The organism is Methanosarcina barkeri str. Wiesmoor (genome assembly GCF_000969985.1).
In the GTDB taxonomy this organism is placed as follows: domain Archaea; phylum Halobacteriota; class Methanosarcinia; order Methanosarcinales; family Methanosarcinaceae; genus Methanosarcina; species Methanosarcina barkeri_B.
On the sequence record NZ_CP009526.1, the window covers coordinates 4,653,901 to 4,673,178 of the forward strand.

14 protein-coding genes are annotated in these 19,278 nt (G+C 38.3%); 5 read left to right on the plus strand and 9 right to left on the minus strand.

Annotated elements, in window-relative coordinates:
* Nucleotides 1–92: 92 nt before the first annotated feature.
* From MSBRW_RS19190 to MSBRW_RS19225, 8 genes are all read right to left on the minus strand, one after another.
* Entirely contained in the window at nucleotides 93–1,139 is a 1,047-nt protein-coding gene (locus MSBRW_RS19190; protein ID WP_011306156.1) for a polysaccharide deacetylase family protein, read from the minus strand.
* A 57-nt stretch (nucleotides 1,140–1,196) separates the two neighbouring features.
* Nucleotides 1,197–2,624 (minus strand): nucleotide sugar dehydrogenase, encoded by a 1,428-nt coding sequence (locus MSBRW_RS19195; RefSeq protein ID WP_011306155.1) that lies wholly within the window; start codon nucleotides 2,622–2,624, stop codon nucleotides 1,197–1,199.
* A gap of 95 nt (nucleotides 2,625–2,719) precedes the next feature.
* Nucleotides 2,720–3,658 (minus strand): UDP-N-acetylglucosamine 3-dehydrogenase, encoded by a 939-nt coding sequence (locus MSBRW_RS19200; RefSeq protein ID WP_011306154.1) that lies wholly within the window; start codon nucleotides 3,656–3,658, stop codon nucleotides 2,720–2,722.
* Nucleotides 3,659–3,703: 45 nt separating this feature from the next.
* On the minus strand, nucleotides 3,704–4,786 hold the full coding sequence (locus MSBRW_RS19205) for a DegT/DnrJ/EryC1/StrS family aminotransferase (RefSeq protein ID WP_011306153.1): 1,083 nt from the start codon (nucleotides 4,784–4,786) through the stop codon (nucleotides 3,704–3,706).
* Between the two features lie 64 nt (nucleotides 4,787–4,850).
* Nucleotides 4,851–5,573, minus strand: a complete 723-nt coding sequence (locus tag MSBRW_RS19210) for an acyltransferase (RefSeq protein WP_011306152.1) — start codon at nucleotides 5,571–5,573, stop codon at nucleotides 4,851–4,853.
* A 504-nt stretch (nucleotides 5,574–6,077) separates the two neighbouring features.
* Entirely contained in the window at nucleotides 6,078–6,317 is a 240-nt protein-coding gene (locus MSBRW_RS22785; RefSeq protein ID WP_011306151.1) for a hypothetical protein, read from the minus strand.
* 557 nt (nucleotides 6,318–6,874) lie between these two features.
* The gene (locus tag MSBRW_RS19220) at nucleotides 6,875–7,717 is read right to left on the minus strand and encodes a CPBP family intramembrane glutamic endopeptidase (protein WP_011306150.1); all 843 of its coding nucleotides are present in this window, start codon (nucleotides 7,715–7,717) and stop codon (nucleotides 6,875–6,877) included.
* A 2-nt stretch (nucleotides 7,718–7,719) separates the two neighbouring features.
* On the minus strand, nucleotides 7,720–8,607 hold the full coding sequence (locus MSBRW_RS19225) for a DUF1616 domain-containing protein (RefSeq protein WP_011306149.1): 888 nt from the start codon (nucleotides 8,605–8,607) through the stop codon (nucleotides 7,720–7,722).
* Between the two features lie 907 nt (nucleotides 8,608–9,514).
* Between MSBRW_RS19225 and MSBRW_RS19230 the strand changes: the two genes are divergently transcribed.
* From MSBRW_RS19230 to MSBRW_RS19240, 3 genes are all read left to right on the plus strand, one after another.
* On the plus strand, nucleotides 9,515–10,414 hold the full coding sequence (locus tag MSBRW_RS19230; RefSeq protein ID WP_011306148.1) for a glycosyltransferase family 2 protein: 900 nt from the start codon (nucleotides 9,515–9,517) through the stop codon (nucleotides 10,412–10,414).
* Between the two features lie 22 nt (nucleotides 10,415–10,436).
* Entirely contained in the window at nucleotides 10,437–11,450 is a 1,014-nt protein-coding gene (locus MSBRW_RS19235; RefSeq protein WP_011306147.1) for a glycosyltransferase, read from the plus strand.
* Nucleotides 11,451–11,635: 185 nt separating this feature from the next.
* Nucleotides 11,636–13,624 carry a hypothetical protein gene (locus MSBRW_RS19240; protein WP_011306146.1) on the plus strand — a complete coding sequence of 663 codons (1,989 nt, stop codon included), beginning with the start codon at nucleotides 11,636–11,638 and terminating at the stop codon, nucleotides 13,622–13,624.
* A gap of 322 nt (nucleotides 13,625–13,946) precedes the next feature.
* Here MSBRW_RS19240 and MSBRW_RS19245 read toward each other — a convergent pair whose 3' ends face one another.
* Nucleotides 13,947–15,152, minus strand: a complete 1,206-nt coding sequence (locus tag MSBRW_RS19245; protein ID WP_011306145.1) for a glycosyltransferase — start codon at nucleotides 15,150–15,152, stop codon at nucleotides 13,947–13,949.
* Nucleotides 15,153–15,354: 202 nt separating this feature from the next.
* Here MSBRW_RS19245 and MSBRW_RS19250 point away from each other — a divergent pair, with 202 nt between their 5' ends.
* Nucleotides 15,355–16,539, plus strand: coding sequence for a glycosyltransferase family 4 protein (locus tag MSBRW_RS19250; RefSeq protein ID WP_011306144.1), 1,185 nt, complete (start codon nucleotides 15,355–15,357; stop codon nucleotides 16,537–16,539).
* A 1,035-nt stretch (nucleotides 16,540–17,574) separates the two neighbouring features.
* Nucleotides 17,575–19,008, plus strand: a complete 1,434-nt coding sequence (locus MSBRW_RS19255) for a right-handed parallel beta-helix repeat-containing protein (protein ID WP_329957343.1) — start codon at nucleotides 17,575–17,577, stop codon at nucleotides 19,006–19,008.
* Nucleotides 19,009–19,278 lie beyond the last annotated feature (270 nt).

The following is a 19,278-nucleotide window of genomic DNA, read 5'->3' on the forward strand; positions in this document are numbered from 1 at the left end:
ATTTGATTAGTGTTATCTTACTTATATAGAAAAATTAATATATCCTAGAGCCTCTGTAATTACCAACTGAATATTATCCGGTGACCCGTTTTTCAATATCGTGGTTCAATATGGGTAGACCACCAATTATATATTTCCTCCCCACTTGCAAGCCAGGCTTTTTTGCCGGAAACATATTTGAGGAATTTTTCGTAGTATTTAAGACCTTCTCCATCAATGGATGTATTGTTGTGCCATAGAATTGTGATTACACCATTATACTGTTCAACTTTATCGACAAGACTTTTTGTGAGTTCCCAGGCCTTTTTAACATCAAGTCGCATGTAACTTCTGAATAACGTCCGGTCCATAACTATGAGGGGCAGCTCAATGATATCTATTTGTTTTCCAGCGTTTATATTATATGGCCTGAAAGGATGGCACATACCATTTCTAAAGCCTGCACAATCTGAATACCCAAATGTTGTGTCATACTTAAAGTTTGCTTTGCTTAATAATTCCCATGTATCCGGTACTTTAAACCTTAAATAATGATTTCTGTACCCTATAATTTCCTTGCCTAATACATTTTCAAGTCTCTGCTTTTTTTTCTTTATATCTTCCAAGCTGCTGTAAGACTCATGCCCTCCATGCAACCCTACTTCCCAACCATGAGTGGATATAAACTTCAATTCGGCTTCAAGATCCTCAATTTCATAATTGAAGTCTTTCTCTCCAGGCCTCAAGGCCAGAAAATAAAAGCTGGATTTTGCATTATACTTTGCCTCCAGCTCCATTATTTCTCTAAAGTTCCAGCAAGGGTTAAACTTTTTGCAAATTCTACAAAAAGGTGTCTTTATAGCATCTGTTAAATTTCCGTTAGCAAAGGCTTTGGCAGTTCCAATGATCGTGTAGATCTTTTCTGGATATATTACATCAATATCATGAGTAAGGCAGACTGCGAATTTTTTTCCATCTGGATACTCAGGGTGTAACCCGTTTTCGACCAGAAACCTGGAAACACTGGGATCAAAAATATTCCTCTGGCTGCTTAAATAGTACGGAAACCTATCGTACTGGTCAGAAAAGGTTAAATTGTATTCTTCTTTTTTGCTAAATAAATCCCAGAGCTCCTCATTTTGTTTCAGTTTCTCGATCATCTTCCTTCCTTTTTCCAGATTTTAAAGCCTGAACTAGTTTTTTAAATAAATCTTAGTTTACATTAATAAATGTTCGTTTTTATCGCCTCTACCTATTCCCTTATAGACAAACCCCTCACTAATAAATTCGTCCGGTTCAATTACATTTCTTCCATCTACAATAACTGGTTTTTCCTTGCCTGTAATTTTCTTTACCCAATCAGCCTTTATATCAGAGTATGCACTGTGCCCTGCAAAAATAACCACAGCATCCACGTCTCTGATAACATTTTCAAGATTATCTGAAATCTCAATTCCTGGATAGTTCACAACATAAGGGTCGTGCACATTAACTGTCGCACCTGCCTTCAGGCAGAGGTCTCTGTAAGGTTCTGAAGGCGTGTTTCTCGCATCATCCGAATCCCGGATGAAAGCCCAGCCGAGCATTGCAATATTTGAGCCCTTCATCTCCTTTCCAACCCTTTTAAGAGCTGCAACAGTCAGGTTGTACATATGGACAGGCATGAAATCGTTGACTTTTCTTGCGAGCACATAGATTGAGTCTGCACTTTCCGGATAGTCAAGCTGCCCATTACCTATCTTAACTCCTCTTTCCAGATGGTATGTATCCTTGGTAAGACAGTGACCTCCAACGCCTGCCCCTGGCCAGAGTATAGCTCTTGTAATACCTTCTCCTTTTAGACTGTCTACTCCAGTCCTTACATCGTACACGTTTATGCCCATGGCTTCACAGTAAAGGGCAAGCTGGTTGATTGCTGCAATCTGTAGATCGCGGAAAGTATTCTCTGCAGTTTTCGTTACCTCGGCTGCAGTTGCACTCATAGGAATTACTTTCCCCACAGTCAATACAGGAGAATAGAGCTCGATAGCCCGCCTGGTACTTGCTTCGTTTATGCCGCCCACGATTCTATCATGTTCTCTGATATTTTTTAAAAGCCTGCCTACCATTACTCTTTCAGGGGCATGGGCAAGGGCAAAGTCTTCTCCGGCTTTCAGGCCCGACTCTTCCTCAAGAATCTGTTTTGCCATACCTTCGGTTGTGCCAGGGGTAATTGTGGACTCAAGAACTACGAGCATTCCTGGTTTCAAGTATTTTCCTACGTTTCTTATGCCTTCAATGAGTGCGGAAAAGTCAGGTTCCAAATCTTTAGGATTTGCAAAAGGAGTTTGGATTGCAAGCGTGACGGCATCAAGTTCTGATATCCGTGAAAAGTCAGGAGTGCATTCAAACTTGCCGGCATTTACAACTTTATTAATAAGGTCTTCTAAGCCGGGCTCTTCTCCTTTTAGAGGGCTCTCTCCACGGTTGAGCATACCAATCTTGTAACTTGAACTTTTTGAATTGCGCTGGAAGCCAAGAACTTTATTGAAACATGGGGCATCTGCGAAAAGAACCGCTGAAGGAATACCTACATAGCCCATACCAAGTACTCCAATTTTTTTGATTGGGCCTCTTTCCTTGAAAAGTTTTTCTAATTTACTCATGTTTATCACTTATTGTATTGTTTTTTCAGATCTTTTCAAACCTTTTCTCTTTTCAAAAGTTTTCGAGATTTTACTTTTTCAGAGTCTTTTCCGGCTTATTGTCCTACTTCAATTAATCTTTCTTCCTGGTAGGATTTTATAGCTGCCATTGCGACTTCAAGGGCATGTTTTCCGTCTTCTCCACAGGGGTTAGGTTTTCTACCCTTTGTAGCACAATCTATAAAATAAGTGAGTTCATTTTTCAGGGGTTCGCTATGTTCTACTTTGGCTTTTCTTATCCATTCGTTATCATGTAGCTGTACTGTCTGATTAATATAGTCCAGATAGGCAACTCCCTTAATCCCAATCGCTGTTAACTGCCTTATCTTGTGCGGAGTCAGCCAGTTTGTTTCCACAACCCCTGCAAAATTATGGTCCATACGCAGGATAATTGAGGCGTGATCTTCAAATGAGTGAATGTCAGCACCTGCAATTGCATAAACACTATTTATTTTCTTACCGTAAAGATATGAGATCACATCTATATCATGGACGCCAATATCCAGGATTACTCCCACGTCTCTTATTCTCGGGTTATAGGGGCCTACTCGTTTGGTTGAGATTGAGACTATCTTTCCCAAAATGCCTGAATTTATAATCTCTTTGAGTTTTATAACTGCGGGATTAAAGCGCTCGATGTGCCCAACCATAAGGATTTTTCCCGCTTTTTGTGCAGCTGCTATCATCAAGTCCGCGTTTTCAGTCGTATCTGCAATCGGCTTTTCTACAAGGACATGTACACCTGCCTCAAGAGCATCAAGTACGACCTGCTTATGCAGCTTGGTGGGCACAACCACACTTACCGCATCAAGCCCTTCAGCTAACATTTTCTTATAATCTGTAAAGGCTTTTGTCTTGAATTGTGTAGCCATTGCTTCAACACGCTTCTGGTCTACATCCGAGATTCCGGCAAGCTCCACGTCATTCATTTCACTGTAAATTCTTACGTGGTTCTGTCCCATAGCACCTGTACCTATTACTCCTACTCTAATCAAAAGTCTCACTTCCTGGTTCTGAGAATACAGTGGCTGGAAAACTAATCAATCCTTTGCATAAAATTCTTTGGTCGCCTCGACTATTTCCTGCAAATCAGTTTTGGATAATGCAGGGTGCACGGGGAGAGAAATAACCTCTTCCGCCGCCTTTTCTGCGACCGGTAGAGAATCCCTGTATCCAAGTTCCCTGTAGAAAGGTTGTTTGTGAATGGATATAGGATAATGGATTCCTGTTCCTATTTCTTTTTCTTTCAGGAAAGTTGCCAGTTGATCTCTTTTTTCTGCTCTGACCGTATACTGGTGGAATACATGGGTGCAGTCAGCTCTTATTACCGGTGGCATAATTCCGGATATACCTTTTAACCCTGCTGAAAGAATCTCTGCATTCTTTTGTCTGGCCGCTGTAAACCCGTCCAGCTTTCCAAGCTGTACAAGTCCGATTGCAGCTGCAATATCAGTCATACGCAGGTTGAAGCCCAGCATTTCATGCAGATACCGAACTTTTGAGCCGTGAGCACGGATCATTTTTGCCTTCTCTGCAATTTCCTTGTCGTCCGTAGTGAGAATTCCGCCTTCGCTTGTTGTCATATTTTTAGTAGGGTAAAAGCTGAATGCTCCTGTTCCGAAACTGCCCACTTTTTTTCCAAGGCATTCTGCACCATGGGACTGGCAGGCATCTTCAATTACAATAAGCTTATTATCATCTGCAATTTCCATTATCGCTTTCATGTCTGCAGGATGCCCATAGAGGTGAACAGGCAAAATTGCTCTGGTTTTTGGAGTTATTTTCTCCTGAACTTTTTCAGGATCTATATTATATGTATCTGATTCAATATCTGCAAAAACAGGTTTTGCCCCGGTATAAAGGACGCTGTTTGCTGTTGCAATGAAACTGAAGGGGCTTGTAATCACTTCATCTCCTTTTCCTATGCCATGGGCAAGAAGCGCAATGTACAAAGCTGCAGTGCCAGAGCTCACGGCAACCCCATACTCACAACCAGTGTATTCAGAAAAAGCAAGTTCAAATTCTTCGACTTTTGGGCCCTGTGCAATCATGCCTGATCTCAGGACCTTTGTTACTGCATCAATCTCTTCCTTACCCATCAGGGGCTTGGCAATTGAAATCATTTTGGAACCTCGTTTAATAATCTTGATGAAACTACTCTTACTTAATCTTGATTTTTTGATAGGTTTATATTTGATTCAATTCCTTTAAATCTTGTGGGAGTTCTTGTATTCTGGCAGGCACTCCAATTGCAAGTTTCCAGGCAGGCACATTTTTTGTCACAAGTGCTCCTCCTGCAACCATTGCTCCTTCCCCTATTTCAACATCGGGGAGTAGGGTGGCGTTTGCACCTATAGACGCTCCTTTTCTCAAGAAAGGACCCTTCAATTCGTATTTCTTTCTAATAGGATATTTATCGTTGGCCAGAACAGCACAGGGCCCAATAAATACATTGTCCTCGATAACAACATTGGTTGGAATGTAGACATTTCCCTGGATGCTTACATTATTTCCTATTTTCACATGTCCATCTATAATGACATTGGTTCCAATAAGAACATTGTTTCCAATTTCGGTATTTTCTCTAATCATTACGTTATGCCCGGTTTTGAAGTTTTTTCCGGTTTTTACGTTGGAAAATATCGTTGATCCAGCTCTTATAATTGAATCCGGGCCTATGGCACACCCTGGAAAATCAAAGTTTTCAATTTCGATGTTTTGCTTCAGGATTTCCATCAAGATCCTGTGTTCAGGGTATCCTAGAATCACATTTTCCATTATTACTGTGTCTTTTCCAATTACAGAGGTTCCGTATATCTTAGAAGAATTGTGAATTTTAAATTCAGTCGAGTTCATTGTTCCCCCGTTCTTCTGGTTTTTCTTAGCCAGATAAACTTTCTGTTGGAGCATGAAAACATCTGCTTACTTTTTGCAGTTTTACATAGCTTTTCATTTCATAGTTATTCATTTTTTATGTTCCCAATAATCGGAATAATCTAAACTCTCAGGACAGCCCAAGATGTTGTGATTACTTTTCCCATATTCATTTCTTTGATTTTTCTAACTACTCCTAAATTTTTAGTTTAAAGGGTTTTTTAATTATATAATGATTTGGTTTATTTTTCTACTCTTCTTTTCTATCTTTTCCAAGAATTCTTCAATTATTTTCAGGAATTTTTCAATTTATATTTTGCGTTTATAGCTTTACAATATAATTTTTAATTTTATTCATTTAATTGCAAACTTAAACTCACAGGTATTTTCGTTATCTATTAAGAGAACCTCCCACATTTTTCCAAAATTCGAGTTTAATGCTTCTTCTCTTGATGTTTATCAATGGTATGAGTAGGATTTTTGTATGAGTAGGATTTTTATATCTTATCGCTTATTTGTTCCTGTAACATACTAATCAACTCAAGGAGTACTAACTACGCTTACAAGTTTAATCACGTCTAACTCCGTTTCTTCGAGTGCGCTCTCAGTAACTACCGTAACACCGGGAATTCCTGAAGGCGCATCTGTGGCTGCGGCAGTTTTACTTATATTGCTTTTGCTCAGGGACTTTCTCCCTGCATCGAAACATTGGGAAAGTACGGTAAAGGTTTCTTTGAATATGGGAATTATTCCACTGATGTTTTCCTTTGGTGCAATCATTCTCTTTAAGGTTGTCGCACTATTTTAATGGCTTTTCAGAGGGCTACCATCCAAGTGTCCCCCGATTCCCATCTCGGCAGAGTTGCAGCTCTGCAATGCACTGCCCTTTTTGCTTCACTTTACTTCGCTCACGAGGACTAAATTATGGGCAAGTAACAGTAATCTTGTTTCAAAAAGTAGCTTCTGGATAAAATAACACTTTTTTAAGAAAGACTGTCTGAATTGACTCAGTTCGGCTGCAGTGGGCAATTTTGATTATATTCGGCAGTTGATGAGTTTCATTACTTTTTTGCTCTGATGGAATACTGTTTATTATCTAAACGTTCTGTTTAATTCTAAAAAATATGAAAAACACGAAAAGCATGAGGAACTGCTAATATTTACCTATTCGATATTCCCATTATTATAGAAGCCTGAGTGAGTTTTTCCTGAGCATATGATCGAGAGTAAGTCGGGAAATAAGTTTCAACCATATAGAAGCTTTAACCTTTGGCTTAATTTCCTTTGATCGAAACCCCTTTTTTATTTTTCGGAATACGTGAGTGGACGCAGATAGTTTAAAAGAGAAGGGGGATAATCCCGAAAAAGAATACATTCATAAATCCATGAATTAATGCGACCAGCGGTAGGCTTCGGGTTCCGTAAAATAGGTAGCCTATAACAGCACCTACTAAGGTTATGTAAAATATTTCGTAAATGCTCCCATATCCTGAATGCATTAACCCGAATAAAACACTTGTAACTATCAGCGCTTCCCGGTTGCCTAATACTATTTCCAACCGGTTCTGCAGAATTGACCGGAAGATCATCTCCTCTATAGGACTCACGAGAAAGACCATAATTATGGTGAGATTTATGAGGTTAAGAATTGAAAGATTCGGAATAAGAGGATTTTTTCCGACTATGATATATTCCCCTGCTCCTAATAAAAGGCCCATGAATATTGATAATGGAATATATATCCCCATTTTTTTGAAGGTTATCCCAAGCTGTGTGCTAGTAAACTCCTGATTAATGGCTGCAATGCTCACAGGAATTGCCAGAAGACAGTATATGAAAATAAGGTTGTAAAGTTTTTCTTCATAGAAAAGAGGCATTGAAAAATCTACAAGACGCAGGATTGGTAGAAGGATAAAACTCTGATAGGTTTTCTGAATTTCCTTGTTTTTTATATATATTATGGAAAAGGAAAGCCCAAGAAGAACTAATGCATGTATTTCCATGGCTTCGAGTTTCCTTCCCGAATATATCATTAGTTCTGCAAGAGCAATAGCTACAATTGGGATTGCTAGATAGACCCATTTATTTTCTATCTCAGGTGTTTTTTCCTTCAGATTCTCAGACATCTTCGTTTTTATGCCTTCTGGAGTCTCCACATTAGGACTCTCAAATGCTCCCATCCTCACACCTCCTCTCCAACATTTATCCAGAGGCGCAAATCTTTGTAGGGTATATTCTTTTCAGTTTCATTGAAAAGCAGGAACTCAAGCTTCATATTTTTTCCTTCAACAGAAGGTGTAATCTCAAGAGGTTCTACCAGGGTCTTATTATTGGCAAGTCTGATATGCTGCAGATTTTCCGGAAGAGGCAACGATTGATTTTTAAGCCTTACTTCCATTGTATAGTCCATTGTTCTATACTCGTTATTTGCTATTCCTATAAAGTAGGTCCCACTTTCTCCCTGTATATAATCTGTTTTATAGTTGTTAGCCGTCCCATTGGCCCCAAGAACATAGAACTCCGTATATGGCTCTTTGTCATAAGGCACCAGAATGACGTAAGCTCCAGTCCCTATCAAGATAAGGACAGAAAGAGCTAGAATTAGCCTGAGGTTTTTCTCTATTTTAGATACCGGCTCTCCCATTATTCCAGATAGCAGGGTGAGGGCAAGAGCCCTGAAAGGTACCTCAAATTTCCTGTCTGCAGGTAGATAGTTTCTTCTAACGTATGCTGCTGCCAACATAATCAGGGTAAATATGGAGACACTTGTAATAAGAGGCATCTCCTTGATTCCCCATGGTGTATAACTAAGTGCTAGCCCTATCAAAGCCACAACTGAGACGCTCATTGCAACAGAAAGAGCTATCCTTTCCATCCCTTCAAGTCCGCTTTTTTCTGGAAAGAGCATGGCTATGAGGGCGTACCCTGGGAAGAAGAGTATCAGGGGTAGACCAAGAGATGTGCGAATAAGACTTCCGCTAAGTACAGGAATTAGTACAAAAATATCCATAAGAATTACAAGGCCTGCTACTAACAACAGGTCAGATGGGAACTTCTGGTTTCCGGCCATATAACTCCTCATAAAGCATATGTTTTTTGGCTTCCAAGCCTTTTCGTTATTCGGGCTAATCTGCCAATTTCTCTGTTCACTAATGAGGTTTTTCGGAAACCTTTCGATTTCCTCTTACCGGCTGCTTTGGTCTTCAATTGCGAAAGAGTTACGCCGGAAAGGTGAAAGCTATCCGAGCTTTAATCCCGGTTTTCTTCTAATTTAGCAGAATATATTTCCTGAATTATATTCGTTTTCAAGAATGTTTTAACCCGATCTACTCAATTACCTAGTTGTATAAAATATCTTTCCCTTTTCCTGAATTGTATATAAAATACTTTTCCCTTATTTCCATCTCCTTGAAAGAAGTTTTAGCCTTTTAAGCCTCCATCTATCTAAATTTTTAGATACATTTTTGGGGTTGAACCCGCAGGGGTTAAGTCTATGGGGTTATAAACATTGACATATAACAAGGAAGTCTTTGAGTTCTTATATCTGCGTAATTTTTTCTTTTATTATTCTCTTATTACAGTCAGTAATTGATGCCTTTTAAGCTATTATTTCGGATGGCAGGCGTTTTACATGGGTTTAATTATTTTTTATTATCAGAATTACTGGTTAATTATTTTTTGTGTCTAAATGCTTATATATCTCGTATATTAAAACAGATACAGGTCTTGTATTAAATGCTGTGACTCACTTACGGAGTATATATGTTCCTTCTTTTGGGTAAAAAGAGGAGAACAATTCCCTCAACTGATTCTCTGTAAATGTAGCCGTAAAAGACCTTTTGAAACCCTCTAAAAATTATGGAGCGATGACTCTGAAAAATATATTTGCAGAATTTGGAATTTTTACTGATTTTTCTCTAATAAACTACGTTATTAAGACTTCTTACATTTATCTTCAAAGAGGTAGATGATTGCATATGGCCATTACGATTGCAGCCATGCCTGCCTATAACGAAGCCCACGCCATTGCAGATGTTATCAAGGGTTGCAAAAAATACGTCGACAGAGTAGTAGTTGTAGATGACGGAAGCACCGATAATACTGTCGACATCGCCGAATCTCTTGGCGCCTATGTAGTTCGCCACGAAACAAATAAGGGATATGGAGCAGCCCTAAGGAACTGCTTTGAAACCGCCCGTAGGCTCGATGCAAATGCTATGGTCATAATTGACTCTGACGGTCAACATGACCCCTCCGAAATTCCCAAGCTCCTTGAACCCTTGAAAAATGGTTTTGATCTGGTAATTGGCTCAAGGTTTGTCAATGGTAACGGTAAAAATGTCCCTATTTACCGTAAATTCGGGATGAAAGTCCTTGATATTGCAACCTATATTGCAGGCGGTCTGAATGTAACGGATTCACAAAGCGGCTTCCGAGCTTATGGAAAAAAAGCTATTGAAAACATAAATTTGAATGGCACAGATATGTCGGCAGGCTCTGAAATCCTGATTCAGGCCAAGGATTATAAATTGAAGTTTACTGAAGTGGAAATCCATTGCAGATATGACCTCGAGGACTGCTCAAGTGAGCATCCTTTTATACATGGTCCTAGAGTCCTGTTCCGCATCCTTAAAGATATGGAGTACAGACGACCTTTGTACTATTTCTCCGTTCCTGGCCTGATTATGACATCTACAGGCATTCTTATGGGATTAATATTTTTGCAGGATTTTCTTCAGGGAGGATCCCTGCGCTTTGGACCAACACTACTTATGGTTATGCTGACGGTTATAGGGGCCTTCATGGTGTTTACCGGAATAATACTGCATGCCATCTCAAGAATGATATTTTTAAACGAGAATATTCGAAAACAGTAATGTTAAAACGGGGCCAATTTATATGAAATACCCTTTCGTTTCAGTCGTAGTAGGTATTCGTAATGAAGAAAAATTTATTGAAGAATGTATTGAGTCACTTATTAATCTAGATTACCCGAGAGATTCTTACGAGATTATTATCATTGATGGTATGTCCACCGACAAAACGCGAGATATAGTACAAAAATATCCTGTCAAACTTCTTTTGAACGAAAAAAAGAATGTTGCTGCGGCAAGAAACCTTGGCGTAGAGAATGCCAGGGGAGAACTTGTCGCATTTACTGACGGAGACTGTAAGGTCGATCCTCAGTGGTTGAAAGCTCTTGTCCATGAAATGCAAACTTCTCCAGATGATGTTGTGTGTTTTGGAGGCCCTAACCTGATCTTTGACACTGATCCTGTATTTGGCAGGGTGGTGGGATATGCCCAAGAATCTTTCTTGGGGTCTGGAGGTTCGGCTCAGTCCAAAAACTCCACAAAAAAGCATTATGTCAGCTCTCTTCCTAATTGCAATGCAATGTACAAAAAAGCTGCAATTAAGGAAGTTGGAGGTTTTGATGAGCGGTTTGTGGTAGGTCAGGACGGGGACCTGAACTACAGAATCGGTAAGAAGGGTAACAAGTTTTTGTATATCCCGAATGCACAGGTCCTGCACCATAGAAGAGGAACTCTCAAGTCCTTTTCCGTAAGGATGTTTAAATATGGTATGTGGATGGCAGAACTTTTCAAGAAGCATGGAGAATTTGTCCGTTGGTATGCTTTTTTGCCTTCGATTGCCACCTTGTTTGCAGTCATTTTGCTTATCGCGTCTATCAAGTATTCCACTGCAGGCCTGCTTCTTCTTGTACTCGTGACCATATATTTTATTCTTGTTTTTATTACCTCAATCCAGGTTACCTATAAAATGAAATCAAAATACGGTCTTTTTGCTCTTTTTATTATTCCTGTGCAGCACGTTGCTTATGGACTGGGGTTTTTGTACAGCTTTACAAATTCTCCGTTGACCTCAAAAGTCAGTTCCTGTTCAAGTACTTAATAACTATAAATTATATCATTTATTTAAAAAGAAACCGAAACACTTGAATATATGAGAAGCTTTTCAGGGCAAAATCTTCTTAATCAATAAAGTCCTGATGAACTCTCACTGATTTTCAAACACAGAAGTTTGGATGCCAGGTTTGTTAAATATATTATATGATTGCTTAAGGTCATGGAGATAGTATGTTCGGATTAAGTAAAGAAGCAGGACGCGGATTAGATAATGACCGTCTAATGAGGTTAATTTCTTTTCTGTTTCCGTTAGCTATAATCTTCGCAGTAATATTCACTTTCTTATGGATGTTTGCAACCGGGAAGTTCGGTTATGCACTTCGGGGGCTATTTACAGGAATACCTGCAATACTTTCCTGTCTTTTCATACTGTTCATTTACAAAAAAGATGTAAGTTTGCATGATATCGATATCTTTCCATCATTGAGTACAAAGTCTCTTACGTACCTTTTTGGGATATTTTATATTGGGTCCATAGTTGTACTTTTGCTGTCTCCAGGAAGCAGGCCTCTTTACTATTTCCTCTTTATTTTAGGACTTTATCTATCGGTATTCTTCCAAATTTTCTCTAAAGATGTAAACCCTACACTTATTCTGGCGGAATCTATCTTAATCGCGGGTAATTTAATTTACAGTGTGACTTTAAATTATGATTTCTATGTCGGTACCACAGACATCCTGCCTCATATTTTTATTTCAGAAGTTACTGCACTGACCGGGAAAACAATTCCTACTTCCTTAAGCGATTACGCTTACTTCCCTCTTTATCATGTGTTTATTGCAGAAGCTTCTGAGATCTTGCACATAAGCGTAAAGAACTCACTTTTTCTGGTAACTGCACCTGTCTATGTAATAACTATAATTTTCCTTTATTACCTTTTTAATTACATAACAAACAACAGGCAGATCTCACTCCTCTCATGCTTACTCTTCTCCGTAAGTTCTACCGTACTCTATTATGGTGTCAATGTAATCACCCGCACAATGGCATTCATAATGTTCATTGTATTATTGTACCTGATTTATAGTGTTAATTTCAAAAAGGATAAACTGTCCTTAAAAACCCTCTCAGTAATTGTTGCAGTTTTTTTAACTTTAGTTCACAATGTATCCCTTCCACAGCTCGTTCTATTACTGATAATTCTTCTTGCATCGGAATATGTGATAGGGAATAACAACTATATCAGTAAACCCTTCTTTATACTGCTTAATGTCATTTTTGCCGCTTACTGGTTCTTCGTAGCATACGTGTTTGTACAGAGGAGCCTGGCTCCCCGTTTGCAGAGCCAATTTTTGGATTCTATAGTTCTAACTGCCGGAGGTTCAGAAGTTCTTCAGGAAAGCTTGACTGATTTATCAGGGCTTCTGGATAAATCGGTATTTTTATTTTTTGCACTGATAGGAATAGGTTTTCTCCTGAAAAATTACAAGAAAAATTATGCTGCCGTATTAGGGTTATTTGCTCTGTTAACTCTTGTATTTTACATCCCCAACCCCCTCAATACGATCTGGCAGTTCAAAGTCCTCTTCAGAGTTGACCGGTTTATGCTTTTCGTTAGTCCCTTTATGGCTTTCGCAATGGGGTACGGATTGTATATATTCTGGAATTATATGGTTAAATATTCCTCTAAGAGATTGAACTCCGCTTTCTTAGTGATCTTATTGTTTTCTACTTTTGTTTTAGTTTCTTCGATCTACAGTATTGCAGATTCGGGTTGCCTTAGTCAAGAAGCAAAACACGAATATTTTACTTCCGAAGAGTTAAGCGGCTTTAATCATATTTTCAAGTATGTCCCTGTCAATTCCTCAACTAAGTCGATTTATACCGATTATTACGCTTCGAGATTCTTTTATGTCCCGCTGATTCCTTCGAAATCTGCGGAATTGAATATCTCATCTTATGATAATTACAGAATCGGTAATGTAAATAAACTCCCAGAATACAAAGGTTATATAGTTCTCAGAACCAGAGAGTTTCTCAGGAGTGGATTATACTTTGGAAGTGAGGAAAGCACCTTGAAAGATACTGCCAACTATTTCTATCAAGGACTGCCCAAAAACGAGCTTGAGCTGGAAAGCAACCTCAAAAGTCTTGACAAAATTTATTCAAATCCATCGACAGACATTTATATACCACATCAGGGATTAAATAAACCCTGAAACTTATTTTTAAAATATACCTATATCTTTTTGTCCGGTACTCATTTTACTTCTAGAGCCTATCCCGAAACTCAAAATTTTATTTTTGAATCTCGTATTTGGGACGATCAATTGAATGCCTAATCACTCAAATGATCCTGAAAACCATGATGATTTAGAATAAAATAGGTTTTGGGATAGGCTCCTAGATAAAATGATGCAGCAGGCATTTGTCATAAGTAACAGCTTTTACGAGTTTTTATCTGCGATTCTGTGGATTTGAAGGTCTGTGAGTTACGGCAGACAAAGAAATTAAAAAAGTAAGCTTAAGGAAACTAGGTACTTATTTCGAAGCTTTCTCTAAAAGCTCTGAGTATATACCCACAGTCTTTTTTGCATGGGCTTCCCAGGTAAGTCCTCTCTGAATTATGCTTTTACGCCCGAGTTTCCCCATGTTTTCTCTCTGGCTTTTATTCTCAAGCAGTTTATTAATTTTTCTGGATAATTCTCCAGGATTTTTTGCTGGTACTAGATACCCTGTTTCCCCATCAACCATAAGTTCAGGTATCCCGCCGACGTCAGTTGCTACAACCGGGACCTCACAGGCAAGGGCCTCGAGTACTACATTTGGTCTACCCTCCGAAAGGGAAGGCAATACGAGGATATCCGAAGCTGAGATCCAGAGTGGGATATTCTCATGATTTACAGGACCAATGAATCTAATGTAATCTGCAATTTTGAGCTCTTGTGCTCTTTTTTCCAGACCTTTTCTCAGGCCGTCGTCCCTGCCTACCATAAAAAGAGTGGTATTCATGCTCGCAAAATCCTTTGCAGCTTCAATCAGGTAGTCCACACCTTTTATTTTTCTAAGGGCTCCAACAAATAGGACGATATTCTTATCTTGCGGCAGGTTTAACAGATTCCTTGCATGTGCCTTTCCTGCAGGTTTGAATTTTACGGTGTCAACACCGTTTGGAACCACATGGACCTTCTCTTCATTTATTCCCAGATTTACGATGTGGAGCTTGAGATCCTCGCTGACAGAAAGAATCTTATCTGCAAAATTCATTGCCTCTATAATCTGCTTTGATGTATAGGAGCCTTCATAAGCGACTTTTCTTTCGATTGTCCCGAGTGCACTTATTACGAGAGGAACTCTCCATTTCTTTGCAAGTTTCATCATCCCATATCCGTCAGGATATGAAAAGTGTGCGTGGATCAGGTCTGGCTCTGGCTTTATATTTTTGATTGCGTATTCGAAAATGAAGTGAGAGTACGAAAACCCTGTTATGGGATAAAAATATTTTTTGGGGACAGCATATATATAACGTGGATAGTGAAGGTCGTATTTTTCTGTATGCTCAATCCGCGGCAGTTTAAAAAAGTTATGATATGGAAGTGCGGAAAAGGGAAGGACGAAGGGTTTTGGAGAGATAACAGTAACATCTACGCCCTGGTTTGCAATTGAGTCTATACTCTGTTTTATGAATGTCCCAAGTTGAGGGTAATACCTGTTAGGAAATTCCTGACATGCTTCCAGTACTTTCATAATCTTTTGCTCGTTTTCGCTTCGGATGCATCAAAAGCAGACAGAGGAGAGAATTAATCCTATAAATACTTCTCTGCAAAATGTATTAAATTATTGTCCATGGGTTTTATACTAAACCCTCACCCTTAAACTGAAAAAAATAATAAAAAAAGCTATGGGATAAACTAATTAACTACTTTTGCCATTCTGGTAACCAGCTACTATGGTTAAAAAAGTAAATAATATTTTCCTGGTTTATTACGGCTCTTTCAATGCTAAATCAGGTTCGAACATCCACATTCTTGAACTTTTAAGAAATTTAAAAAAGTATACTGATATAGTCTTGTTTGTACCCGGACAGAAGAGTGTAGACCGTACTCTTCCAGGGATAAAATGCGTGCCTGTAATAGACAATAAATATCTTGTACAGCCCTCTTACGAATTCATGCTTTCTTTTTACCTTCTTTATTCTTGCATAAGAAATAGGCCTGATGTGCTCTATCTTCGCCAGAATTCTTTTCCGTTCTTTCCCATATTTCTATGTAAAATTCTAAAAATTCCTTCAATAGTAGAAGTCAATGGGATAGTTCTGGATGAGTTAAAGGTCGATCCAAATTCACAGTCTTTTGCGTATAGAGTTTTCTCTCATCTTGCACTCCGGTCTGAGAACTTTAATTACAAGCATTGCGACAGAATTGTTTCTGTCACGGATAAGCTCAGGGACGAACTTGTGAGACTATACTCTGTTCCGGAGAGTAAAATCTATGTTATTAACAATGGGGCAAATACCGATGTATTCAAGCCTCTTGGTTTAGAACAGACAAGAGAAAAACTGCAGCTTGAAAACTCAAAAAAGTACGTATGCTTTGTAGGGAATCTTGCAGCCTGGCAGGGAGTTGAATTTCTCATCCATGCTTCTCCTTTAATTCTGGAGAAATGTCCTGATACTCATTTTCTTATTGTCGGGGACGGAGTTATGAAGGATAAATTGATGGAAACGGCTTCCAAGTTAGAGCTTTCGGATAAATTTACTTTCACCGGAAGAATCCCCTACGAACAAGTTCCTCTCTACATTAACGCGGCCGACGTCTGCGTTGCTCCTTTCATCAAGGAAAGGAACTCAAAAATAGGACTTTCAGCGTTGAAAACGTATGAGTACCTTGCCTGTGGAAAGCCGATTGTGGCAAGTGGTATTTCAGGAGTCAAAGATTTGATTGAAGCTTCAGGTGGTGGAATTTCAGTAACTCCCGAGAATCCTAAACAACTTGCTACTGCTGTAATAAGGTTGCTTCTCGATGAAAATACCCGAGTTCTTATGGGAGAGAAAGGACGAAGATATGTCGTTGAGAATCACAGCTGGGATGGAGTTGCAAGAAAAATTCTGGACATATGCAAAGATATCATTTAACCTGCTTTCGGCAAGTATACGTGAGAATTCATTTAATATCTCTACTAATATCGATTTATTGAAAACTTCAAAAATTAAATTTAAATTGAAAACTATTAAATGTTAACCATATTTTCATTAATATATTTTATAATATATTGGAAAAACGGCAAATAGGATTGAGACTCTATCCGCATGATTCTAATATTCAAAAGAACTTATAATAAATAACTACCAAATATGTTAATATATTAAAATGTGCTTGCTGCCGAAAATTCGAAAAATATCATGCCCATTTGTATATTACAGCTCTGCCGTAACAGAGTCCGGCAATTATATAATATTTATCTTAATCACACTGTTTACTTTAAGGAGTTAATTAGAAATTGGCAACAAATTTACTATTTTCTCAAGAGGAATTTGTGTAAGTTGGAGAAATTGGTCTGAGAAACAGGCGACTTATTCTGAATTCTTTACTATAGTATCTTGTTTGATTCAGTAGTTTTCGCTATGAATTATTATTTCAGCACTTAATTCTACAGTCCTTAAACTCATATACCCATCTTTTAAAAAATTGTGTTAAATCGTATATAAAAAATTATTATAGATATATAAATATTTTTAATAGATATTATCAAATTATATAACTGTATACGCTGTTACTACACAAATATCTACCTAACAGAAATAATTATGTAATTTGTTAGGATTTGTACTAAACAATTTCGATGTTAGAACGAGGATTAGGAATCTTTTTATTGAGGGGTTGCCTTATTCTTGAAGACGTTATTATATATTTACTTTTTACATTTTCAAAAATTAATTTGCGTATATAAAGCCTTTGAATTCTGAAAGAATCTAACGTTTGCGATATCTTGTTCAACATATCTGAAAATAGAAGTAAGCTTCTTCAACTTTGTAACAAGTTGGCATATATTTTACGGAGGTGCGGATACGTCACTGCACAAATATTTAATTATCAAAAATATTAATAAATTTCATTCTGATCATATTCAGATAATGTCGACGTTAAAACGAGAACTGGAAATCCTTTTATTGGTAGGTTGCCTTATTCTTGTAAACGTTCCTACTGCTTTATGCCTAAGTCCTGCACCAACTGTTTACGTTGCAGGGGATGGTAGTGGAGATTTTAACTGCGATGGAAAAGATGATCATGTACAGATAAATCAGGCCCTTAAGTTTGTGGCCGATAATTCTGAATATACAACTGTCCACCTTAAAGGTCCTTTTACGTATGTTATTGACGATACTCTTCTCATCGGCAGCAATACTATTCTTGAAGGGGATTCTACTGCTGTGATCAAGCTGGATAACAATGCAGGTTGGGTTGTAATGAAACCTATGATCCAGCAGATGAGCAGTTCCGGAAATAACAACATTGTAATAAGAGGGTTCGAGGTTAATGGAAATCACGATGGAAATTCCGAAGAGGATGGTGACGGATACTACAATATAATGTACTTACTCCATTGCAATAACGTAGAAGTATACAATATGTATATGCATGATGGTCATGGAGACGGGCTGAGGATAAAATATAGTGAGAACGTCAAGTTTTACGACAATACCATCTACAAGCTTGGGCATGACGGTTTGTTTGCAATTCAGTGCCAGAACGTAGAGGCTTGGAACAATAAAATAACCTGTAGGACTAACAGCGGCCTTAGAGTCTGGAATTCAAACCACATCAAACTCCATGATAATTTAATCGATTCTTTCTACCATTGGAGCGCAGGTGGCCCGGGCATTCAGGTAGAAAAGTCTGCAGGTACTATGGATGATATTGAAATCTACAATAATACTATCCATAACACCTATGGGCCTGGAATCTGGCTGTTCAACTATGATACCTCTGCTACCAAAGACCAGGGGAAAAATATCCATATTTATCATAATATCTTATACAGTACAGGTACCAATCCTAGCATTACATGGGTTGGGGGTATTCTGGGGAGTGGATTCCACGATACACTTATAGAAAATAATGTCTTTGACAGTTCATATCATGTTGCTATTGTCAGTATGTGTCCTGAGCGTTATTCTCCAGATTACTCATCAGAATACACAACAATTGCCCATAACAACATAATCGTAAATACCCAGAAACGTACAAAGTATCCGAGTGGGACAGGGTATGGAATTATGAATTATCTGCCTGCAACACATTCATTTGATATTTCTTATAATTGTCTTTATAATAATTCAGCAGGTTACTATAAAAACTGCACCTCGAAAGCGGATCTCCATATAAGGCCATTATTTGTAGACCAGGAAAACCATGATTATCACCTTCAATCAAGAGGTGGAACTTGGAACGGGAAAACCTGGGTTAAATACAAAGTGAGTTCTCCATGTATTGATTCCGGATATTCGTCCTCTGACTATTCCAAAGAACCTGAAGATAACGGAAACAGAATCAACATAGGAAGGTATGGGAACACGATCTATGCATCAAAATCAAAGCACTGATGCACCGGTATGTTTATCGTTTCTTTTATCGTGAATCCAGATACTTGAGGTTGCGTTAATAAATTAACATTGATAAAGTACCTAACCGTTATGGAAAAACTAATGTCAAGAAAATTTAGTTATTGGTCACAGGTTAACTCTGAATCGTTACATATTGATGAGAATAAATCAAAAATTATGCCCAATAATTAAATTGCCATGACACTAGATACATCCTTGAGAATTATAGCTGGGAGGGAGTTGAAAAAGATTCGGTACAACTTTAGCGAT